We start from the raw sequence: 19,932 nt of genomic DNA, 5'->3' as shown, positions 1-19,932 counted from the left end.
GCCGCGACCCACACCCGGAGTGCCCGCCATGTTCCGTTCGCTCGCCCTGATGGGCCTTCTCGCCGCCAGCCCCGCCCTCGCTGAGGACTTCGATCCGCAGGTCATGCCCTGCGACGGGCGGTCCAGCGCATGGAACCTCGCCGAACCGTGGGAGGCCCACACCCGGACCTTCTCCAACGGCAAGACCCGCGTGGCGATGATCGACACCGTGGAACCGGCGGGCGGCTGGGCCTACCTGCTGATCCTCTCGCCGCCCTACGACGAACTGGGCAGCCGCCAGTGCGTGCTGATCGGCAACGGCGGGATCGGCTTTTCGCGCATGGACTTCGCCGCGCTGACCGCCGATTACGACCCGGCGCAGGGGCTGATCTTCAGCCTGCCCGTGGGTTCCTACATCACGGGCGAGGACAGCGACCCGGTCCACGACCTGCGAATCGTCCTCAACCAGGCGACCGGCGACGTCACCCTGCACTGGACAAACTGACCTCCATGATCCTCGGAATCGGCACCGACCTGGCCAACATCGACCGGATCGCCCGGACACTCGACCGCTTCGGCGACCGTTTCCGCACCCGCGTCTTCACCGAGACCGAGCAGGCCAAAGCCGAACGCCGCGCCGACACGCCCGGCACCTACGCCAAGCGGTGGGCCGCGAAAGAGGCCTGCTCCAAGGCGCTCGGCACCGGGCTGCGCATGGGCATCGCGTGGAAGGACATGGCGGTGACGAACCTGCGCACCGGGCAGCCGGTGATGCACGTGACAGGCTGGGCGAAGGAGCGGCTGGACAGCATGACGCCGCCCGGGCACGAAGCGATCATCCACGTCACCCTGACCGACGACCACCCGTGGGCGCAGGCCTTCGTGGTGATCGAGGCCCGCCCCCTGGCGCCGTCTCCAGACCAGTCACAGGCGCCGTCGTCGGACCCGGCACCGTCTCCGGACAACGGCTGATCCCCCGCCCGGCCCCGCGCGCCGGTGTTCTCCGAACCAGACGCCTCCGCGCGCCTACCACGGTGCAGGCCCGACCGGATGCCTGTTCGACAAGGCCAATGCGCCTGCCTTTGCCGACGGCACATCCCGAAGTAGGGCGGGGCTCTGCGCCGCCTTCCCGTTGCCTCCGCCGCGCTGCGACCCGGATGGATGCCCCGGGGCCCTGATCAACCCCGCCGCCAGCCCCGTGATCCGCGCCACCATCGGGAAGGATCGCGCCGGGCCCCAACCGCAACGCTGCGGGTCCCGCCCCCCCCTGACGTAGGGCGGGGCTATGCGCCGCCTCCCCGTCACAAAGGCCGGATCACTCCCGGTTGCCCGAGCGGACAACGGAACCGGCGCTGGCTTCGATGTCCCACGCGCCGCGCTCGTTGCCGCGCAGGTCGTTGTCCTCGAACTGGCCGCCCGCTTCCTTGTAGATCCAGACCGCCTCGTAGGTGTTGCCCGAGATCCGGTTGCGCCGCACCACCGCATGGCTCTTTTCGCGGGCCGAAATTCCCGCCCCGCCATTGCCGGTGATCTCGTTGTCCTCGATGGTCCCCTTGCCGCCCTCGAACAGGTTCACGCCGCTCTGTTCGTTGTCCCGGATGGTGTTGCGGCGGATCAGCGGGTCGCCGTCCTCGCTGATCGAGATCCCGGCGTTGGCGTTGCCGAAGATTTCGTTGTTCTCGATCAGACCTTTCGCGGCCTCGTAGACGTAGATGCCGCTCTGCTCGCCGTCGCGGATGGTGTTGCGGCGGATCACCGGATCGCCGTCCTTGCCGACCGAGATCCCCGACAGCGCGTTCGCGTAAATGTCGTTGTCTTCGAAGGTGCCGCGTCCGCCGTCGTAGATGTTCATCCCGGACTGCTCGTTGTCGTGCACGACGTTGCGCCGCACGATCGGGTCCGACCCGGTCGCCACCGCGATGGCCGACTTGCCCGATCCCGTCACCTCGTTGTCCTCGATGGTGCCCTTGCCGTCGTCGAAGACATAGATGCCGCTTTGCGTGCTGCGGTGGATCGCGTTGCCCCGGATCACCGGATCGCCCCCGGTCTTGACCGAGATCCCCGACCCCACCATGTCCAGCAGCTCGTTGCCCTCCACCGTGCCGCGCCCGTTGTCGTAGACATAGATCCCGGTCGACGCGCCGTCCTTGATGATGTTGTTGCGCACGATGGACGTGCTGCCCGACCGGACGCCCACGATGGCCAGCCCGCCCGACGACAGGACGCTGTCCTCCAGCACCGCCGTGCCGCCGTTGAAATCGACGGTGTAGAATTCGCCGCCCCGCATGTGCAGCGTCAGGTTGGCGATCCGGCCCGACCCGGCGGTCCAGTAGATCACGTCGTCCTCTTCCGACTCCCACACGATCTTGGTGCGGTCGCCGACACCCACGATGGTCACGGGCACGTCCACGTCCACGCCGCCCTCGTAGAGGCCCGGATAGATCTCGATCACGTCCCCGGCCGAGGCCGCGCGCAGTGCCGCCTGCGGCGAGATGTAGTCACCCCGCCCGTCCGCCATCACCCGCAGCACATCCGTTCCGGAGATCGGTTCGCGCGGGTTGATCGCCTCCTGGGTGGAGGACGCGGTGACCAGCTCCAGCATGGCGCGCGCGCTCTCGGCCGCCGCCGTCTCCGGGAAGGTCGCGATCAGTTCCTCAAGCCGCGCGCGGCGCGACAGGCCCTGCACCTGAAGCGCGGCGGTCAGGGCGGCGGTCGCGGTCTGCTCCGGGTCCGCGCGACCCGGCCCCTGCATCAGGTCCAGCGCCCGCTGCGCGCTTTGCGCCGCGCGGCTGCCGGGAAATCCCTGCACGATCTGCGCCAGTGCGTCGCGGCGCGCGGCGTCGTCCTCGATCAGCAGCGCATCGGTCAGCGCCCCCTGCGCCCGTGCCGCCGGATCGAAGCTGCCGGTGCCACCCGCGCCCGCCTGCTGGAATTCCAGCCCCAGCGCCGCCGCCACGGCGGAAATCTTGTGCCCGCTGTTGTAGCCGCCCTGCGCGTTCAGTCCGCCCTGGTTGTGCAGCCCCATGACCGCCAGGGTCCGTGCGTCCAGCAGCAGCGACCCCGACGACCCGCCGGTGCTTTCGCAGCTGTGCCGCAGCTGCGACGCGCTCTCGGGCAAAGAGGCCTGCTCGGGATGGATCTGGCAGGTGCCGGAAGAGAACTGCTGCGCGTCGCCCCGCGGGTGATGCACCATGGTCAGCGCACGGCGCGGGGTGAAGTCGGTCTCCATCACCATCGGGATGCTGCCGCCCAGAACCGCGTTCGCATCGGCCCCGATGATCTGCAACAGCATGGCGTCGGTGGCGTCGTCGGCGGCGATCTCGCGGTCGTCCACAAGGAAGGTCTGCACGTTTCCGGTGAAGTCGGTCGAGGTGTAGCCGAAGTTGATCCGCGCCTCCCGCACCCGGGTAAAGCCTGCCGCCACAAGGCTCGGCTCGCGGAAGCAATGCACGTTGGTCAAAAGCCGGTTACCGGGCAGCAGCGCGGCGGTGCAATTGGTCACGTAGGGCGAATTCAGCGTGGTCGATCCGTTCGGCGTCTGCACGGTGCGCGGCTTGCCATCCGGCGTCATCAGGCAGACGTCCAGCCGCCCGATGAACCGGCCGATGTCCTGCACGTCCTGCGGCGCCTCACGGATCGGGCGCCAGAACCCGCCACGCGTCGCCGCGCCCTCGACCAGCGCCTGAAAGGCAGAACTTTGCGCGTCGATCTTGAATTCGAACTTGCAGTCTTCCAGCGCATGGGCCGGCATCGCGGCAACGACAAAGCCCAGCACCACGCAGGCGATCCTAAAAAACATGATCCATCCGTCCCGACGAAAATATGACCTGTGAAGTATGCCCCCACGGTACGCCCGTTCCACGATCTGTCAACGGTTGGAGAGCCGCCTTGACACGCCCTGCCCTGCCGCTCATGTAGCGCGGGGGAATTCCGGTAAGGGGCATTGAATGGCAAGCGAAGAGAAAAAGGGTGGTCTGCTCGAGACCGTCAAGACCATCGTCTACGCGTTGCTCATCGCCGGCGTCTTCCGCACTTTCCTGTTCCAGCCGTTCTGGATTCCCTCGGGCTCGATGAAGGACACGCTGCTGATCGGCGACTTCCTCTTCGTGAACAAGATGGCCTACGGCTATTCCTACGCCTCCTGCCCCTCCGTCATCGTCCCGCGCTTCGGCATCGACATCGACGCGCATGACATCTGCGGCTGGGCCGACGGCGACAACACCCGCCTCTTCGGGTCCGAGCCCAAGCGCGGCGACGTGGTGGTCTTCCGCCACCCGACCACCGGGCGCGACTTCATCAAGCGGCTGATCGGCCTGCCCGGCGACCGCATCCAGATGCGCAACGGCATCCTCTACATCAACGATCAGGCGGTCGAGGTGCAGCCCGACGGCACCTTCGAAGAGATCGCCGCACCGCAAGGCCCCCAGCGCCTGCGCCCGCGCTGCGCCAACGGCCCGGTCGGCGAAGGCGGCATCTGCATCAAGGACAAGCTGATCGAGACGCTGCCCAACGGCGTCAGCCACTCGATCCTGAACATCGGCACGCAGGGCTCCGACAACACCGGCGTCTTCACCGTGCCCGAAGGCAACTTCTTCTTCATGGGCGACAACCGCGACAACTCCTCCGACAGCCGGGTCAGCTCCATGACCGGCGGCGTGGGCTTTGTACCCTACGAGAACCTCGTGGGCCGGGCGGACCGGGTGATGTTCTCCTCCGCAGGGCGTTCGATGCTCTTCTTCTGGACGTGGCGCGGCGACCGGTTCTTCAAGAAGATCCAGTGATCCCATGGGCTTCGTCCGCGACGGGCTGGACTGGAGCGGCCTGACCGGGCGTGCCCGGGTGGCCTTCGCGTCGGCCCTCTGGCTGGCGCTGTCCTTCCTGGCACAGGGCGTCGACGGCTTCGGCCCTCTGCACGCCGTGCTTTGGATGGCCGCCGCCCTGTCGATGCTGCTGGCCGTGGGCCATGCCCGCCGCCGCCTGCGCGACATCGGCGCCTCCGGCTGGTGGCTGTGGCTGCTGATGGTGCCCTTCGTCTCGCTGGTCTTCGCGCTGTTCCTCGCCCTGCGCCGTCCCGAACCGACCAAGGCCTCACCCGACTTCAGCCGCACCGCCCGCGCCGCCGTCGTCGTGCTCGCGCTCCTCGTGGCCAGCCGCGCCCTGTGGGAGCCCTACGCGATCCCCGCCGGCAGCATGAAGCCCGCGCTCCTGCCCGGCGACTACATCCTCGCCACGCCCGGACTGGGCCGCCCCGAACGCGGCGACGTCATCATCTTCTCCCACCCCGACACCGGCATCCCCTTCGTCAAACGGGTCATCGCCCTCCCCGGAGAGACCGTCGCCTTTCAGAAAGGCGTGCCCGTGATCGACGGCACGCGCCTGCCGCACGCGCCCGACGGCCTCTTCACCGAACCCGCCGAGGCACCGCTGTCCACGGCCGCCCCGCGCTGCGTCAACGCGCCCGTGCCCCCGGGCGCGCCCTGCCAGAAGCGCCGCGAGACGGAAAACCTTCCCGATGGCCGAACCGTCACCGTGCTCGACATCGACGCGAAGACCATGGACGACCTGCCCCCCTTTGTCGTACCCGGGGGGCATGTCTTCGTTCTGGGCGACAACCGCGACAATTCTCTCGACAGCCGTGTGCCGCGCCGGTCCGGCGGCCCCGGTGCCGTGCCCTATCGCGCCATCACCGGCCGGGCGCGGATCGTGCTGTTCAACAACCGTGGCATCGGCGGCCGGGTGATGCGGAGGATCGAATGAAGGTATCGGCAGAGATCAAGGCGCTTGAGGACAAGCTCGGCCACACGTTCCGGGACAAGGCCCTCCTGCGGCGCGCCGTCACCCACGCCTCCATGTCCGGCCCCGGACGCGAGGACAACCAGCGGCTGGAATTCCTTGGCGACCGCGTGCTCGGACTCGTGATGGCAGAGGCGCTGCTGGCCCACGACCGCAACGCCTCCGAAGGGCTGCTGGCGCCGCGCTTCAACGCGCTGGTGCGCAAGGAAACCTGCGCCGAGGTCGCGCGCACCATCGGCGTCGGCGACGCGCTGAAGCTCGGCCGGTCCGAGCAAATGTCCGGCGGCCGCCGCAAGCAGGCGCTGCTGGGCGACGCGATGGAGGCGGTGATCGCGGCGGTCTACCTCGACGGCGGTTTCGACGTGGCGCAGGACATGATCCTGCGGCTCTGGGCCCCGCTGATCGCCAGCGTCGAGGAAGACGCCAAGGACGCCAAGACCACGCTGCAGGAATGGGCGCAGGGCCGCGGCATGACCCCGCCCTCCTACACCGAGGTCGAACGCTCCGGCCCCGACCACGCCCCCGTCTTCACCATCGAGGCCCGCCTCGCCACCGGCGAAACCGCCCGCGCCACCGCCGGCAACAAGCGCCAGGCCGAACAGGCCGCCGCCCGCGCCCTGCTGGACACGTTGTCCTGAGCGGTCACCCTGATCGGTCACGGCCAATTCCCTGAAACCATCTCCCCGACAGGCCCGTTCGCACCGCGACACGGAACGCTGTACGGGGTCGACGGCCCCCTGGACGACCGCCCTTCCCTTCGGTGCCGCCCATGTGCAAGACAAAGGGCCGTCCCTTTCGCGCAGAAGACCCCCATGACCGACAACCTCCGCGGCGCCCTCTGGATGATGCTCTCGATGCTGGGCTTCGGGATCGAGGATGCGTTCTTCAAGGCGGCGACCCGTACCGGCGGGGTCAGCGCAGGTGTGGCGACCGTTCAGTTCGGGCTGCTGGCCATGGCGCTCTATGCGCTCTACGCCAGGCAGCAGGGCGTGCCGGTCTGGACCGCCGAATACCTCAAACCGCGCCTCTTGATCCGCACCGCCTTCGAGATCGTCGGGCGATTGTTCTTTGCGCTCTCGCTGGCCTACACGCCGCTCTCGACCACCTCCGCCATCCTGCAGGCCGCACCACTTGTGGTGATGCTGGGCGCCGGGCTGATCCTGGGCGAAAAGATTGGGCCGCGCCGCTGGGCCGCCATGGCCGTGGGCTTTGCCGGGGTGTTGCTGATCGTGCGTCCGACCCCCGACGCCTTCCAGCCCAACGCCATCCTCGCGATCCTCGGGATGATCGGATTCGCCGGGCGCGACCTCGCCACCCGCACCGCGCCGATGCACGTTCATGCCGCGCAACTGGGGGTGCTGGGCTTTGCCGTCGTCACCTTCGCCGGGCTGGTCATCGTGGCGTTCGAGCCGGGCGCACCCGCGCTGCCCTCGCCGCAGGCCGCCACGCTGCTCTGCGGCACCGCCATCGCCGGGGTGATCGGCTACACCGCCATCACCTTCGCCATGCGCACCGGAGAGGTCTCGGTCGTGGCCCCCTTCCGGTACTTCCGGCTGATCGTGGCGCTGATCCTCGCCTATTCGATCTTCGGCGAACGGCCCGACACACTGACCCTGGCCGGGGCCGCGCTGATCGTCGGCGCCGGAACCTATTCGCTGATCCGGGACGGACGGCGCCGCAAAACCGCTCCGCTCGCGAAGTCGTGAACCGGAAAGTTCGAACAAGTCGACCGACCCGCCCGTTTTCCCGGCCAGATCCGCAAAACGGCCATGTTCGCGATTCGTCGCCCCGGCGAACAGGTTAACAACCGGCCGGTTCAGCCCCCCGAACCGGCCGGGACTCACCACAACAAAACCTTAACGCGCCGGGATTAACGCACCGCCCGTTCCGGCGGGGACGGGTTTCGGCCTTTGTGCTATGGCGGGACGGCGCGAAACCCGCTAAGGGAGCGCCTTCACCATCGGACCAAGACAGCCACCATGACCACACGCGCCGGTTTCATCGCCCTGATCGGAGAGCCCAACGCGGGCAAATCCACCCTCACCAACCGCATGGTCGGGGCCAAGGTGTCCATCGTGACGCACAAGGTCCAGACCACCCGTGCACGCATTCGCGGCGTGGCGATGGAGGGCGACAGCCAGTTGATCTTTGTCGATACGCCGGGGCTGTTCCAGCCGCGCCGCAGGCTGGACCGGGCGATGGTCGCAGCCGCCTGGGGCGGGGCCGCCGATGCCGACATCGTGGTCCTGCTGGTCGAGGCGCATCGCGGCAAGACACCGGGCGTGGACCGCATCCTCGAAGGGCTGGCGGAACTGCCGCGCGGCCGCCGCGTGGCGCTGGCGATCAACAAGATCGACCGCGTGAAGGCCGAGGAACTGCTGGCGCTGTCGCAAGAGCTGAATGAAATCCACGCCTTCGAGAAGACCTTCATGATCTCCGCCGAACGCGGCTACGGCGTGGACGACCTGCGGGAATGGCTGGCCGCCGAGGTGCCGGAAGGCCCGTGGCTCTACCCCGAAGACCAGATCGCCGACCTGCCAATGCGCATGATCGCGGCGGAAATGACGCGCGAGAAATTGACGCTTCGCCTGCACCAGGAACTGCCCTACCAGCTGACGGTTGAGACGGAGCACTGGACGGAACGCGAGGACGGCACGGCACGGATCGACCAGGTGATCTACGTCGCCCGCGACGGTCACAAGGGCATCGTGCTGGGCCACAAGGGCGAAACGATCAAGGCGATCTCGAAGGCCGCGCGCGAAGAACTGACCGAATTCCTGGGCCGCAAGGTGCACCTGTTCCTGCAGGTGAAGGTGCGCGAAAACTGGCTGGAAGAGGCCGAGCGTTACTCGGAAATGGGGCTCGACTTCAAGGACGGCAATTCCTGAGCGACCCGCGCAGACAGGACCCCTTGTTTCATTGGGGTTCAACCTTTCGTCAACCGACCTGAACAGCGCATTAACCGGAGTTGCGATGACCCGCCTGACCGCCCGTTTCTGGGTCGACGCCTACCTGGCGCGGCTGCGGTTGCACGACATCCCGGCCTTCGTCGTGGCGCATGGCGACGACACCGCCGGGGCCGTTCTGGTCAAGCTCTCGACACTCGACGGCAAGGCCCGCGCCTTCACCCGAGGGTTCGATCTGGCGACCGGCGAACGGGTCTGGTCGGACCTCGCCGGAGGCGACGAACGCGAGGTCGACGCGGCCATCTCCCGCCAGCGCGGCTTCGACCCGGACCTCTGGGTGATCGAGGTCGAGGACCGTGCCGGACGCCACCTGCTGGATCAGGACGGGCTGGCCTGAGCGCGGGGCGGCGCACAGCCCCGCCCTACAGTCCCGCGCGCCCTTGGCAGGCACCGGGCACGTCCCTCAGCCAGGGAAGATCCGCGCCATCTGAGACTCGAAATGCGCCCAGGTCATCGTCGCCTTGTTGCCCGCGTAGCCATGATAATGCGAGCGGCCCGAAGAGTTCGGCAGCCCGGCCCAGATCTTGGCGATATTGTTCATGAAGGCGGTGCGCGTCATCACCCCTTCACGGAAGGCGGTCAGGCCCGCCTCCTCCAGCAGGATGTCGGCCAGGCTGTCCTGCACCGCCGGAGTAAATCGGGTGTTCGGGCCGTATTTCGCTTTGCGGACAAGGCCTTGAAGGGTGGACGGTATGATCTGGTAGCGTCCGATGGCATGGGGCTGACCGGGTGTCGCGTCGATCCAGGCGTAGATCTCCGACAGGGTCATTCGGGTGGGCGGCAGGGGCGGCTTGATCCGCGCCCCGTGCTGCACGGCATCATAGCCCGCGCGCCCCGCCTCTGCCGTGGCGATCAGGTCCCGAAGCTGTGCGACCGGCCCGCCGGACCGAGGTCCGATCCGGTCGACCACCGGTGCCCCCCGACTGGGCCACGGCGCAAAGAAGGAGGCCGCCGCCCGCCCGGCAAACAGGCTCGCCGCCGCCCCGTTGGTGCCGCCTTCGCCGCCGGTGCTGACCTGGATCACCTGCGCCTGCCGGTCGCGGACCACAGGCACAACAGCGCCCGCCGCCCCGCCGAACATCGGCCCGCGATCGGCGAAAAGCGCGCCGCGCGCATCCATGGAAATCGCCTGCGCGGCGGCCCCGTCCGCTGTCAGCACCATGACCAGAATCCACAGGTATCGCCGCATCCCGTCCTCCTTCTGAAGGTCGGGGCGTTGTGACACAGCGGGGTTGAGAAACCCTTGCCCCCGCCCGGCCACAGCGCCAATGTCGCGGCATGGAATGGCGGGACACCGGGATACTGCTGGCGACGCGGCGGCACGGCGAGACCTCGCTGATCCTCGACGTGTTCACCCCCGAACGCGGCCGTCATTCCGGCGTCCTGAGGGGCGGCACCTCGCGCAAGATGGCACCGCACCTGCAACCCGGCGCGCAACTGGACCTGAGCTGGCGGGCGCGTCTCGAAGATCACATGGGTGCTTTCACGGTCGAGCCGCAACGCTCCCGTGCCGCGCAGGCGCTGGGGGACCGGCTGGCGCTGGCCGGTTTGAATGCGGTGGTGGCGCTGCTCAGGTTCTGCCTGCCCGAGCGGGTCCCGCATCCTGACCTCTACACCTTCAGCGAACAGCTTCTGGACCTGCTCGACCAGCCCGATCTCTGGCCGCTCGCCTACCTGCGGTGGGAGATGGCGCTGCTGGAGGAGATGGGATTTGCCCTCGACCTGTCGTGCTGCGCGGTCACCGGACGGACCGAGGGGCTGGTCTACGTCTCACCAAAGAGCGGGCGCGCGGTGACGGCCGAAGGCGCAGGCAACTGGGTCCATCACCTGCTGCCTTTGCCCGAGGTGATGCTGGGCCGAGGGGCCGCCGACAACCCCGAGGTCGCCACGGCACTTGGCACCACAGGCTATTTCCTCGAACACCGGCTGGCACCGCAAATGGGCGACAAACCGGTGCCCGAAGCGCGCGCCCGGCTGATCGAGCGCATCCGCCAGAGGGGCTGACCGCTCGGGCTGCCACTGCCCGGGCGGCGTTTCATCGCAGGTCGCGGGAAAGGCGAACGCGATACGCTATGTGACCGCGAGATGCGAATTGCCACTAAGGCGAGGCCCCTTCCCCCGCCGGTTCGAACCAGCTAGGAATGCTGCGATGAAATGGACCTTGCCCAATATCCTGACGGCCCTGCGCCTGCTTGCCGCCCCCGGCGTGGCACTGATGTTTCTGTATTTCGCGCGGCCGCTCGCGGACTGGCTTGCACTGATCCTCTTCCTGGGCGCGGCCATCACGGACTTCTTCGACGGCCACCTTGCCCGCGCCTGGAGCCAAGAAACCAAGATCGGCGCGATGCTGGATCCGATCGCCGACAAGGCCATGGTGGTGATCGCCCTCATGGTGATCGTCGGGTATTCGTCCTGGACGCCGTGGCTTGTCCTGCCCGCCACGGTTATCCTGTTCCGCGAGGTATTCGTTTCCGGTCTGCGGGAGTTCCTCGGCGACGTATCGGGCACGCTCAAAGTGACCAAGCTGGCGAAGTGGAAGACGACGGTCCAGATGGTCGCCATCGCGGTGTTGTTCAGCCAAGGCGTGTTCGAGCACTATGTGGTGATGTCATCCATGGGTATGAACGACGAAATCGTGGGCAATATCCTCGATGGCACGGCAGAAGACCTGATGGGCCTGCGCTGGAAGCAGCACGGCATGGTCTGGTCCGGTCTCGCAGGGATCGCATTGTTGTGGCTGGCGGCGGCGTTGACGCTCATCACCGGGCTCGACTATTTCCGAAAGGCGATCCCGCACCTCAAGGAGGAGACGTGATGCAGGTACTCTATTTCGCTTGGGTCCGCGAACGGATCGGACTGGCCAAGGAAACGGTGGACACCGGCGCGGCGACGGTCATGGACCTCGTGACGGAACTGCGCGCCCGCGAAGAACGCTACGCCGCAGCCTTCGAGGACATCTCGGCCCTGCGCGTGGCCGTCGACCAGGAGCTGACGGAATTCGATGCCCCCCTTGCCGGTGTGCGCGAAGTGGCCTTCTTCCCGCCGATGACGGGCGGCTGATGCGGATCGTCGTTCAGGACGCGCCTTTCGACTTCGGCGCCGAGGCGGCGGGGTTCGCCGCCGGACGCCACGACATGGGCGCCATCGTGACGTTTACCGGCGTCGTCCGCGATGTGGACGGCGGGCTGAACGCGATGGAGATCGAACACTATCCAGGCATGACAGAGAAAGCGCTGGAAAAGATCGCCGCCGAGGCCATGGACCGCTGGTCCCTCGGCGATGCGCTGGTTATCCACCGCTACGGGCGGATGGAAGCCGGCGAGCAGATCATGATGGTCGCCACCGCCGCGCGCCATCGCAAGGACGCCTTCGAGGCGGCCGAATACCTGATGGACTACCTCAAATCGCGCGCGCCCTTCTGGAAAAAGGAATTCGTGGGCGACGAAACGGGCTGGGTCGCCGCTCGGGACGAGGACGAGGCGGCGCTTGACCGCTGGTAGTTACCTGAGGGGCAAAGGCGGCGCATAGCGGCGACCAACAGGCCGAGGGCCCCCTGGCCAAGCGGCTCAGACCATTACGCCCACCACAAGGACGTCCGACGCATCCAGCATTTGCGCTGGCGACAGCAGGGTTGCAACTGTCAGGCCGTCAGCCGTGACAACCTGGTCTCCGTTCGCGAACGTGGTCACCGCGATTTCAGGAGCCGCCGCCCCGGTCGAAGCGTCGTACTCCACGATCAGTTCATCGTCACCCAGGCCGAAGTCGTCAATAAGCGCGCCTGTCCCACCGCTCTGCGCCGTCCAGTCGGACACCACGAAGTCGTCGTCCCCCGCACCGCCGATCATCTCGTCGCCGTCACCGGCGTGCAGCGTGTCGTCGCCCGCCCCGCCGTCCAGAGTGTCGGCCCCGTCCGCGCCCGCCGGGGCGCCGGGATAGCGTTGCAGCATCTCGTCGAACAGGGTTTCCGCCGCTGCCTGCTGGTCCTGCTCGGAGAGCGCATCGAACTCTGCCCTGTGGTCAAAGACATGCTCAAGAGATTCATGGAACGCCCGCGCCGTCATGTCGTCGCCCGAAGGCCCGGGAACATGCGCGTACATCAGATCGTCCCCACCGTCGCCTGTCATAGCATCGCTGCCTGCGCCGCCGATCAGCAGGTCGTCCCACTCGCCCCCGGACATCTCGTCGTCGCCCTCGCCGCCGAGGAGCGTGTCCTTGCCCGTGTCGCCAAGGAGCGTGTCGTCACCCGCGCCGCCGTCCAGTGCGTCGTGCCAGGCGTTGCCGTTTAGGAAATCGTTGCCGGTGCCGCCTTCGAGGAGGTCGCGGCCGCGCTCTCCGTAAAGGGTGTCGTTACCTTCGTGACCTTCCAGTGTATCGCAGCTCCGTCCACCGGCCAGCCAGTCGTCCTGTGCGGTGCCATCCACCTGGTCGGACCAGAGCCCCGCCTGGACAATGTCGCCGGATGCCGCGTCCGGCTGGTCGAGCGGCAGGTCGGGTGTGTCGTCGCCCTCTGTCAGGTCGCCCGGCTGGGCGACGGCGGCAAGCGTCATGGTGCCAAGGAGGGTAGCAATCAGTGCGGTCAGCATGGGGGCCTCTGTGGTGCGGTGTCCCGAACCATTCTGTTGAGGATTAAGGCCGTAATGCGCCGCATTTCGGGTAATTGTTTACAAGCGCCGACGGATGGGGCTTCCCTGTGTGACTTCGGCTTTGGTAAGACGAACAGACCAAAGCGAGGTCCCATGCCCTTCGAGAAAGTCCAACCGGAGAAACTGGCGGCAACGGTCGTGCGGCAGATCGAGAAACTGATCCTGCGCGGCATCCTGCGGCCCGGAGAGCGCCTGCCCTCGGAACGCGAACTGTCTGAAAAGCTTGGGGTTTCTCGCCCGTCCCTGCGCGAGGCGGTGGCCGAACTCCATGCCCGTGGCCTGCTGGAAAGCCGGGCTGGCGCGGGCATCTTCGTGACCGACGTTCTGGGCTCCGCGTTTTCGGAGGCGCTGGTGGGGTTGTTCGCCAACCACGACGAGGCGGTCTTTGACTACCTGTCCTTCCGGCGCGATATGGAGGGTCTGGCGGCGCAGCGCGCGGCGGAAAACGGCACCGAAACCGACCTGAAGGTCATCGACGAGTTGATGACCAAGATGGAAGCGGCCCACGGCAAGCGCAACCCGGCAGAGGAAGCTCGGCTGGACGCCGACTTCCACCTCGCAATTATCGAGGCTTCCCATAACGTTATCATGCTTCACATGATGCGCAGCATGTATCAGTTGCTGCGCGAGGGCGTGTTCTACAACCGCCAGATCATGTTCAAGCAGCGCACCACGCGCGAAAGCCTGCTGGAGCAGCACCGGGCCATCAACGCCGCACTTCAGATCCGCGATGCGGAAGCCGCGCGCGCTGCGGTGGAGCAGCACCTGGATTACGTGGAGGCGGCCCTGACCGCCGACCGCAAGGCAGAGCGCAACGAGCTGATCGCGCGTCAGAGGCTGGAGCGGGAAACCAGCCGCTGAGCATGACGCGGTCGGCTGAACGTGCCCGATCCCGGGCACCGTGCGTTGCGTGCCAGTGTAAACGTCGGCTTGACCTTTACATGCATAGAGTGTGATGGGCGTCTCGGGCGCTACCGATGGGGCAGGAAACCGTGACTGTGAATGCAGCGTCCGCTGCGTTCATCCTACCACGTTAACCATTTGTTGGGGTGAGTCCCGGCCGGTTCGACCCCTTGAACCGGCCGGTTATTAATATCTTTGCGCGAATGCCGCCCGGCGCAACGGTGGCGCGCGTCGCGCCCCCGAATCGCCCGCCCCGGGCTGGCCGTTCCTCAGATATCGTCGGTCGGCTTGGCGTTGAGCTGGCCGTAGGCCGTGGCGCCGAGGGTCTTTTCCAGATCGAGCTGCGTTTCAAGGAAGTCGATGTGCCCTTCCTCGTCGGCGATCAGTTCTTCGAACAGGTTCTTCGACACGTAGTCGCCCACCGAATCGCAGTGCTGGCGCGCCTCGATGTACAGGGTGCGCGCGTCGTATTCGCCGGCGAGGTCGGCCTCGAGCGTTTCGCGCAGGGTCTCGCCGATGCGCAGCGGGTCGAGCTTTTGCAGGTTCGGATGGCCACCGAGGAAGATGATCCGGTCGATCAGCTTGTCGGCGTGGTGCATTTCTTCGATGCTTTCCGCGCGCGATTTGGCGGCCACGCGGCCAAAGCCCCAGTCTTCCTGAAGCCGGTAGTGCAGCCAGTACTGGCTGACCGCGGTCAGTTCGCTGCGCAGTGCCGCATTGAGATATTCGATGACTTTTTCGTCGCCCTTCATGGTGCCCCTCATTGTCTGAAATGGCCTGGCTTGCGGTCCTCGCGGGCGCTGGCTGGGTGATCGGTCAGATCACCTTACGGCAGATTTCCGGGCGGCGCCAATAGTCGACGCGACGGGTGCGACCGTCAGCGCACCTGCCGCATGCGGCGGGCGCCGACGCTTGTCAGAACGGGCACTTCGAGGTTGGGGTTCTTCTGCATTGTTTCGAGAAAGAGCGGCAGGCAGCCGGCACAATCGGTCTTGCGCCCCAGAGCGCGGAAGACCTTGCCCGGCGTGATGATCGTGTCCGGGTCGGCGGCGCGCATCCAGTCCATGGCGGCGTGGATGTCCTTGTCCGAAAGTCCGTTGCAGTGGCAGATCATCATGGCGCGTTTGATCCTTTTGCTGACGCCAAATAGATGACCAATTAAGTCGGACTTGTCAATCCTGATGGATTTACTCGGGCCTTCCTTTGCGCGCAGCAGGAGGACGCCCCTGCGCGCAAAGGAAAGGCCCGGGCGCATCGCTGCGCCCGGGCCCGTGCCAGATCGGGTTGAGAGGGAGGTCTCAGCCCTTGGAGAATTCCGGGTAGGCTTCCATGCCCAGTTCGGCCATGTCGAGGCCCATGATCTCTTCTTCCTCGCCGACGCGGATGCCCATGACCATTTTCAGGATGAACCAGACGACGCCGGAGGTGACGACCACGAAGATACCGACCACGAGGATGGAGTAGAGCTGTACGCCGAGGTTCGCGTCACCGTTGGTCAGGACCACGGCGATGGTGCCCCAGATGCCGCAGACGAGGTGCACCGGGATGGCGCCGACAACGTCGTCGATCTTGAGCTTGTCGAGGACCGGAACCGCGAGGACGCAGAGCACGCCACCGATCATGCCGATGATGGTCGCCATGCCCAGACCGGGGGTCAGCGGCTCAGCGGTGATCGACACGAGGCCTGCCAGAGCGCCGTTCAGCACCATGGTGAGGTCCGGCTTCTTGTAGAGGATCTGCGTCAGGATCAGCGCCGCGATCGCGCCACCGGCGGCTGCCGTGTTGGTGTTCGCGAAGATGCGGGAGATGTCGGCCACGTTGCCCGCGGTGTCCATGTAGAGCTGCGAGCCGCCGTTGAAGCCGAACCAGCCGAGCCACAGGATGAACGTACCGAGGGTCGCCAGGGTCAGGTTTGAACCCGGCATCGGCACGGTGCGGCCGTCCTTGTACTTGCCGATCCGCGGTCCGAGGATCAGGGCACCGGTCAGGGCTGCCCAGCCGCCGACGGAGTGCACAACGGTGGAGCCTGCGAAGTCGAGGAAGTCGGTCTGGCCGTCGATGCCCGGCGCGAGGAAACCGCCGCCCCACTTCCAGGACGCCTGGATCGGGTAGATGAAGCCGGTCAGGACCACGGTGAAGATCAGGAAGGGCCACAGCTTGATGCGCTCGGCCAGGGTGCCGGAGACGATCGAGGCGGTGGTGGCGCAGAACATCAGCTGGAAGAAGAAGTCGGAGCCCACGGACGCGTAGGTGAGGTCGGTTTCCGTATCGGCCAGGCCGACGGGCTCCAGCGTGGTCGGCATGAAGGCACCGATGACACCCTCCACGGACCAGCCGTCGCCCGGGTACATCAGGTTGTAACCGATGAGGTAGTACATGATCGCAGCGATCGAGAAGAGCGCGATGTTCTTCATGAGCTGCATGGTGACGTTCTTCTGACGCACGAGGCCGGCTTCGAGCATGGAGAAGCCTGCGCCCATCCACATCACCAGGAAGCCGGTGACGAGGAACATGAAGGTGGTGAAGATGTAGCCGATCTCTCCGTTCGGCGGCGTGACGTCTGCCTCCTGAGCGAAGCCCAGTGTCGGCAGCGCCACCAGCGCGGCGGCCGCGGCAACTGTGGTGAAGCGTTTCATGTCTGTGTCATTCCCCTATGAGTGGCGCGTCTCAGAGCGCGTCTGCATCCGTTTCGCCGGTACGCACGCGCACCGCCTGCTGCACATCCAGAACGAAGATCTTGCCGTCGCCGATCTTGCCCGTCTGCGCGGTGGTCTTGATGGTTTCGACCACCTGGTCCGCCATGGCTGCGCCGACGACGATCTCCAGCTTGATCTTCGGCACGAAGTTCACGGCGTACTCGGCTCCGCGGTAGATTTCGGTATGGCCGGACTGAGAGCCGAAGCCCTTGATTTCCGTAACCATCATGCCGCGCACGCCGATGCCCGTGAGGGCTTCGCGCACCTCTTCGAGCTTGAACGGCTTGATCGTTGCAATGATCAGTTTCACCTTGTTCCCCTTCGGTCTTGGCGGGGCCGCCCCCGCATTGCACTGGCAGCAAAGCGGGTGAGGCCGCCCAAATTGAAGAGTTTGACGGAAAATGAGGCGTTCCATCAACGCATGACGCATAATAATTGTGCACTATAGGGAATTTGCCTGCATTTTGCGCAAAACAAAAACGTCACCTTCGCCGGGAAGTGGTCAACATTCCGAGTCGGACCGGGTAGAGTCGGCGCAACGAACAAACCTGAGCAGGCGCAGTTTCATGAGTTCCACACGAAAGCCCGGTCGGCTGGTGGCGGACCGCAGGTACGGCGGTCAGTCGTCCAGAACATCCGCGAAATCCAAGGCCGAAACAGCCAAGAAGACCCCGGCAAGGAAGGCGTCCGCGAAGCGGCGGCGCGCCCCCAGGCAGCGCCGGGGCGGGATCGCGGGGCTCATAACCGGGTTCTTCGGGTGGATTTTCCGGCTGGTCTTCAAGATCACGGTGTCGGTCGCGGTTCTCGTGGCGCTGGCGATCGGCGCATGGGTCCTCTACGTCGAATCGACCCTGCCGGAGGTGGAGACCCTGCTCGACGGTCGCGCGCGCGGCTCGGTCACGCTGCTCGACCGCGACGGCGCGGTCTTTGCCCTGCGCGGCGACCAGTTCGGCGGCGTGGTCACTGCCGAAAGCGTCAGCCCGCACCTCAGGAACGCCGTGGTCGCCACGGAGGACAAACGCTTCTACCGCCACTTCGGCGTCAGCCCGAGGGGCGTCGCCTCGGCGGTGCGCATCAACCTGAGCGAAGGCCGGGGCGCGCTGCAGGGGCATGGCGGCTCCACCATCACGCAGCAGACCGCGAAACTGCTGTGCCTCGGAAAGGTCTACGACCCCAAGGTCTGGAAGACGGAGGCCGAATACGTCGCGGACTGCCGCCAGTCCTCGCTGGAGCGCAAGATCAACGAAGCGATCTTCGCCATGGCGATGGAGGTGAAGTACACCAAGAACGAGATCCTCTCGATCTACCTGAACCGCGCCTACATGGGCGGCGGCGCCTACGGGGCAGAGGCGGCCTCGCAACGCTACTTCGGCAAACACGCGGCGCAGCTGAACCCGGCCGAAGGCGCGATGCTGGCGGGTCTCCTGACCGCCCCCTCGACGCTGGCGCCGACCTCGAACCTCGAACGCAGCCAGGCCCGCGCGGCCACGGTGCTGCGGCTGATGGCCGATCAGGGCTACATCACCGAAGCGGAGATGCGCCAGTACCAGAACAACCCCGCGACGCTGGGCAGCGGGGCGGACACCATGGGCGGCGGCTACTTCGCCGACTGGGTGATGCAGTCCGGGCCGGAGTTTTTCACCCAGGACACGACCGAGGACGTGGTGATCTCGACCACACTCGACCCGCGCATCCAGCGCGCCACCGAGGACGCGGTGCGGCAGGTCTTTTCCGAGAAGGTCAAGGAAGGCTCGAAGGCGCAGGTGGCCGTGGTGGTGATGAGCGCCGACGGCGCCGTGCGCTCGATGGTCGGCGGACGGGACGTGGACGCCACTGGCCTGTTCAACCGCGCCTTCCAGGCGGTGCGGCAGACCGGCTCCGCCTTCAAGCCCTTCGTCTATGCCACGGCTCTGGAACTGGGTTATTCGCCCCTCGACACTGTGGTGGACGAACGGTGGTGCGTCGACATGCCGGGGGGGCAGAAGGACTACTGCCCGGACAACTACAGCCATAACTTCCACGGTCGGGTGACGCTGACAGAAGCGCTGCAGCGGTCGCTGAACGTGCCGGCGGTGAAGGTCTCCGAATCGGTGGGGCGCGACCTGGTGATGCGGGTGGCGCGCGACTTCGGCCTGTACCGCGACCTGACGGACACGCCGTCGCTGGCGCTCGGCGCGTCCGAGGCGACGCTGCTGGAGATGACGGGCGCCTATGCCGGCATCCTGAACGGCGGCTCCTCCGTGACCCCTTACGGCCTGGAGGAACTGCGCCTGAAAGGCGACACCGAGGCGCTGATGGGCACGGGCGGCGGCATCGGCGAACGGGTGGTGCAGGAAAGCGCCGCGCGGCAGCTCACCTGGATGATGCAGAAGGTGGTCGACGAGGGCACCGGCACGCGGGCGCGGCTCGACGGCTGGCAGGTGGCGGGCAAGACCGGCACCAGCCAGGAGGCGCGCGACGCCTGGTTCGTGGGCTTCACAGCCGATTACGTGGCCGGGGTCTGGATGGGCTACGACGACAACACGCCGCTCTCCGGCGTGACCGGCAGCGGCCTGCCCGCCGAAATCTGGCACGAGGTGATGGCCCGGGTGCATGACGGCGTGACCCCGAAGCCCCTCCCGCTGCAGGCGCCGGTCGCCCCCGCCCCGCCGCCGGAGCCCGAACCCGTGCCGCAACAGGCCCCGGAGGTCGTGGTTCCCCGAGGCGGCGGCACCCGCGAAGTGCCCAAGAGCGTGCTGGAACAGGTGCTTCGCGACATCCTCGGCGGCAACCGCTGACAGACCCCGACGCCGGGCGGCGCAAAGCCCCGCCCTACCAAGGCGGGCCGCTAGCGTTTGCGCACGCCCGAGCCATGCCCTCCAGGAGGGGGCTCCGCCCCCGGCCTTCGGCCTCCCCCGAGGTATTTTCACCAAGATGAAGGCGCAAGGCGGTCCCGGCCCTTCATCTTGGCCG

The 19,932-nt window shown here is 66.8% G+C and carries 21 protein-coding genes; 14 read left to right on the top strand and 7 right to left on the bottom strand.

Annotated elements, in window-relative coordinates:
• Positions 1-28 precede the first annotated feature (28 nt).
• Positions 29-484 (top strand): hypothetical protein, encoded by a 456-nt coding sequence (locus ABFK29_RS05465; protein ID WP_040604054.1) that lies wholly within the window; start codon positions 29-31, stop codon positions 482-484.
• A gap of 5 nt (positions 485-489) precedes the next feature.
• Complete coding sequence (gene acpS, locus ABFK29_RS05460; protein WP_005855445.1) at positions 490-951, top strand: holo-ACP synthase; 462 nt, start codon at positions 490-492, stop codon at positions 949-951.
• Between the two features lie 343 nt (positions 952-1,294).
• Here the strand turns inward: acpS and ABFK29_RS05455 are convergent, their stop codons facing one another.
• On the bottom strand, positions 1,295-3,778 hold the full coding sequence (locus ABFK29_RS05455; RefSeq protein WP_005855443.1) for a right-handed parallel beta-helix repeat-containing protein: 2,484 nt from the start codon (positions 3,776-3,778) through the stop codon (positions 1,295-1,297).
• Positions 3,779-3,926: 148 nt separating this feature from the next.
• On the opposite strand from ABFK29_RS05455, the gene lepB (ABFK29_RS05450) reads away from it, so the two are divergent.
• The 6 genes from lepB (ABFK29_RS05450) to ABFK29_RS05425 all read left to right on the top strand — a co-directional run bounded on the left by lepB (ABFK29_RS05450) (position 3,927) and on the right by ABFK29_RS05425 (position 9,075).
• A complete protein-coding gene (gene lepB / locus ABFK29_RS05450; RefSeq protein WP_005855441.1) occupies positions 3,927-4,760 on the top strand; it encodes a signal peptidase I in 834 nt (277 codons plus the stop codon).
• A 4-nt stretch (positions 4,761-4,764) separates the two neighbouring features.
• Entirely contained in the window at positions 4,765-5,736 is a 972-nt protein-coding gene (gene lepB / locus ABFK29_RS05445; protein WP_005855439.1) for a signal peptidase I, read from the top strand.
• Positions 5,733-6,410 (top strand): ribonuclease III, encoded by a 678-nt coding sequence (rnc, locus tag ABFK29_RS05440; RefSeq protein WP_005855437.1) that lies wholly within the window; start codon positions 5,733-5,735, stop codon positions 6,408-6,410. The genes lepB (ABFK29_RS05445) and rnc overlap by 4 nt, the downstream gene beginning before the upstream one ends.
• 174 nt (positions 6,411-6,584) lie before the next feature.
• Entirely contained in the window at positions 6,585-7,478 is an 894-nt protein-coding gene (locus tag ABFK29_RS05435; protein WP_005855436.1) for a DMT family transporter, read from the top strand.
• A 273-nt stretch (positions 7,479-7,751) separates the two neighbouring features.
• Positions 7,752-8,660: a GTPase Era gene (gene era, locus ABFK29_RS05430; protein WP_005855434.1), complete on the top strand. Its 909-nt coding sequence runs from the start codon at positions 7,752-7,754 to the stop codon at positions 8,658-8,660.
• Between the two features lie 85 nt (positions 8,661-8,745).
• Entirely contained in the window at positions 8,746-9,075 is a 330-nt protein-coding gene (locus ABFK29_RS05425) for a DUF1491 family protein (protein ID WP_005855432.1), read from the top strand.
• Between the two features lie 66 nt (positions 9,076-9,141).
• Here the strand turns inward: ABFK29_RS05425 and ABFK29_RS05420 are convergent, their stop codons facing one another.
• Positions 9,142-9,927: a hypothetical protein gene (locus tag ABFK29_RS05420; RefSeq protein ID WP_005855430.1), complete on the bottom strand. Its 786-nt coding sequence runs from the start codon at positions 9,925-9,927 to the stop codon at positions 9,142-9,144.
• 89 nt (positions 9,928-10,016) lie between these two features.
• On the opposite strand from ABFK29_RS05420, the gene recO reads away from it, so the two are divergent.
• From recO to ABFK29_RS05400, 4 genes are all read left to right on the top strand, one after another.
• Complete coding sequence (gene recO / locus ABFK29_RS05415; protein ID WP_005855428.1) at positions 10,017-10,742, top strand: DNA repair protein RecO; 726 nt, start codon at positions 10,017-10,019, stop codon at positions 10,740-10,742.
• A 145-nt stretch (positions 10,743-10,887) separates the two neighbouring features.
• Positions 10,888-11,553: a CDP-diacylglycerol--glycerol-3-phosphate 3-phosphatidyltransferase gene (gene pgsA, locus ABFK29_RS05410; RefSeq protein WP_005855426.1), complete on the top strand. Its 666-nt coding sequence runs from the start codon at positions 10,888-10,890 to the stop codon at positions 11,551-11,553.
• On the top strand, positions 11,553-11,798 hold the full coding sequence (gene moaD, locus ABFK29_RS05405) for a molybdopterin converting factor subunit 1 (protein ID WP_005855424.1): 246 nt from the start codon (positions 11,553-11,555) through the stop codon (positions 11,796-11,798). Before pgsA ends, moaD begins: the two co-directional genes overlap by 1 nt.
• Positions 11,798-12,238 carry a molybdenum cofactor biosynthesis protein MoaE gene (locus ABFK29_RS05400; protein WP_005855422.1) on the top strand — a complete coding sequence of 147 codons (441 nt, stop codon included), beginning with the start codon at positions 11,798-11,800 and terminating at the stop codon, positions 12,236-12,238. Before moaD ends, ABFK29_RS05400 begins: the two co-directional genes overlap by 1 nt.
• A gap of 66 nt (positions 12,239-12,304) precedes the next feature.
• Here the strand turns inward: ABFK29_RS05400 and ABFK29_RS05395 are convergent, their stop codons facing one another.
• The gene (locus tag ABFK29_RS05395; RefSeq protein WP_005855420.1) at positions 12,305-13,321 is read right to left on the bottom strand and encodes a calcium-binding protein; all 1,017 of its coding nucleotides are present in this window, start codon (positions 13,319-13,321) and stop codon (positions 12,305-12,307) included.
• A 153-nt stretch (positions 13,322-13,474) separates the two neighbouring features.
• Between ABFK29_RS05395 and ABFK29_RS05390 the strand changes: the two genes are divergently transcribed.
• Positions 13,475-14,242, top strand: coding sequence for a FadR/GntR family transcriptional regulator (locus tag ABFK29_RS05390; protein WP_005855419.1), 768 nt, complete (start codon positions 13,475-13,477; stop codon positions 14,240-14,242).
• Between the two features lie 311 nt (positions 14,243-14,553).
• Here the strand turns inward: ABFK29_RS05390 and bfr are convergent, their stop codons facing one another.
• The 4 genes from bfr to ABFK29_RS05370 form a co-directional block, all read right to left on the bottom strand.
• Positions 14,554-15,036 (bottom strand): bacterioferritin, encoded by a 483-nt coding sequence (gene bfr / locus ABFK29_RS05385; protein ID WP_005855417.1) that lies wholly within the window; start codon positions 15,034-15,036, stop codon positions 14,554-14,556.
• A 125-nt stretch (positions 15,037-15,161) separates the two neighbouring features.
• Positions 15,162-15,401 (bottom strand): (2Fe-2S)-binding protein, encoded by a 240-nt coding sequence (locus ABFK29_RS05380; RefSeq protein ID WP_005855413.1) that lies wholly within the window; start codon positions 15,399-15,401, stop codon positions 15,162-15,164.
• Positions 15,402-15,582: 181 nt separating this feature from the next.
• Entirely contained in the window at positions 15,583-16,920 is a 1,338-nt protein-coding gene (locus tag ABFK29_RS05375; RefSeq protein ID WP_005855410.1) for an ammonium transporter, read from the bottom strand.
• Between the two features lie 31 nt (positions 16,921-16,951).
• Positions 16,952-17,290, bottom strand: coding sequence for a P-II family nitrogen regulator (locus ABFK29_RS05370; RefSeq protein WP_005855408.1), 339 nt, complete (start codon positions 17,288-17,290; stop codon positions 16,952-16,954).
• A gap of 256 nt (positions 17,291-17,546) precedes the next feature.
• Between ABFK29_RS05370 and ABFK29_RS05365 the strand changes: the two genes are divergently transcribed.
• On the top strand, positions 17,547-19,757 hold the full coding sequence (locus tag ABFK29_RS05365) for a transglycosylase domain-containing protein (protein ID WP_040604052.1): 2,211 nt from the start codon (positions 17,547-17,549) through the stop codon (positions 19,755-19,757).
• Positions 19,758-19,932 lie beyond the last annotated feature (175 nt).

Origin of the sequence: Sagittula stellata E-37 (assembly GCF_039724765.1) — a bacterium.
Lineage (GTDB): Bacteria > Pseudomonadota > Alphaproteobacteria > Rhodobacterales > Rhodobacteraceae > Sagittula > Sagittula stellata.
This window is presented reverse-complemented; position numbering and strand designations above follow the sequence as displayed.

Coding starts and splice junctions, on each gene's coding strand:
- ABFK29_RS05380 (WP_005855413.1), bottom strand. CDS start 15,401: ATGATGATCTGCCACTGCAACGGACTTTCGGACAAGGACATCCACGCC.
- moaD (WP_005855424.1), top strand. CDS start 11,553: ATGCAGGTACTCTATTTCGCTTGGGTCCGCGAACGGATCGGACTGGCC.
- ABFK29_RS05365 (WP_040604052.1), top strand. CDS start 17,547: ATGAGTTCCACACGAAAGCCCGGTCGGCTGGTGGCGGACCGCAGGTAC.
- era (WP_005855434.1), top strand. CDS start 7,752: ATGACCACACGCGCCGGTTTCATCGCCCTGATCGGAGAGCCCAACGCG.
- lepB (WP_005855439.1), top strand. CDS start 4,765: ATGGGCTTCGTCCGCGACGGGCTGGACTGGAGCGGCCTGACCGGGCGT.
- pgsA (WP_005855426.1), top strand. CDS start 10,888: ATGAAATGGACCTTGCCCAATATCCTGACGGCCCTGCGCCTGCTTGCC.
- ABFK29_RS05400 (WP_005855422.1), top strand. CDS start 11,798: ATGCGGATCGTCGTTCAGGACGCGCCTTTCGACTTCGGCGCCGAGGCG.
- ABFK29_RS05375 (WP_005855410.1), bottom strand. CDS start 16,920: ATGAAACGCTTCACCACAGTTGCCGCGGCCGCCGCGCTGGTGGCGCTG.
- ABFK29_RS05465 (WP_040604054.1), top strand. CDS start 29: ATGTTCCGTTCGCTCGCCCTGATGGGCCTTCTCGCCGCCAGCCCCGCC.
- ABFK29_RS05435 (WP_005855436.1), top strand. CDS start 6,585: ATGACCGACAACCTCCGCGGCGCCCTCTGGATGATGCTCTCGATGCTG.
- recO (WP_005855428.1), top strand. CDS start 10,017: ATGGAATGGCGGGACACCGGGATACTGCTGGCGACGCGGCGGCACGGC.
- bfr (WP_005855417.1), bottom strand. CDS start 15,036: ATGAAGGGCGACGAAAAAGTCATCGAATATCTCAATGCGGCACTGCGC.
- ABFK29_RS05455 (WP_005855443.1), bottom strand. CDS start 3,778: ATGTTTTTTAGGATCGCCTGCGTGGTGCTGGGCTTTGTCGTTGCCGCG.
- acpS (WP_005855445.1), top strand. CDS start 490: ATGATCCTCGGAATCGGCACCGACCTGGCCAACATCGACCGGATCGCC.
- ABFK29_RS05390 (WP_005855419.1), top strand. CDS start 13,475: ATGCCCTTCGAGAAAGTCCAACCGGAGAAACTGGCGGCAACGGTCGTG.
- rnc (WP_005855437.1), top strand. CDS start 5,733: ATGAAGGTATCGGCAGAGATCAAGGCGCTTGAGGACAAGCTCGGCCAC.
- ABFK29_RS05425 (WP_005855432.1), top strand. CDS start 8,746: ATGACCCGCCTGACCGCCCGTTTCTGGGTCGACGCCTACCTGGCGCGG.
- ABFK29_RS05395 (WP_005855420.1), bottom strand. CDS start 13,321: ATGCTGACCGCACTGATTGCTACCCTCCTTGGCACCATGACGCTTGCC.
- ABFK29_RS05420 (WP_005855430.1), bottom strand. CDS start 9,927: ATGCGGCGATACCTGTGGATTCTGGTCATGGTGCTGACAGCGGACGGG.
- lepB (WP_005855441.1), top strand. CDS start 3,927: ATGGCAAGCGAAGAGAAAAAGGGTGGTCTGCTCGAGACCGTCAAGACC.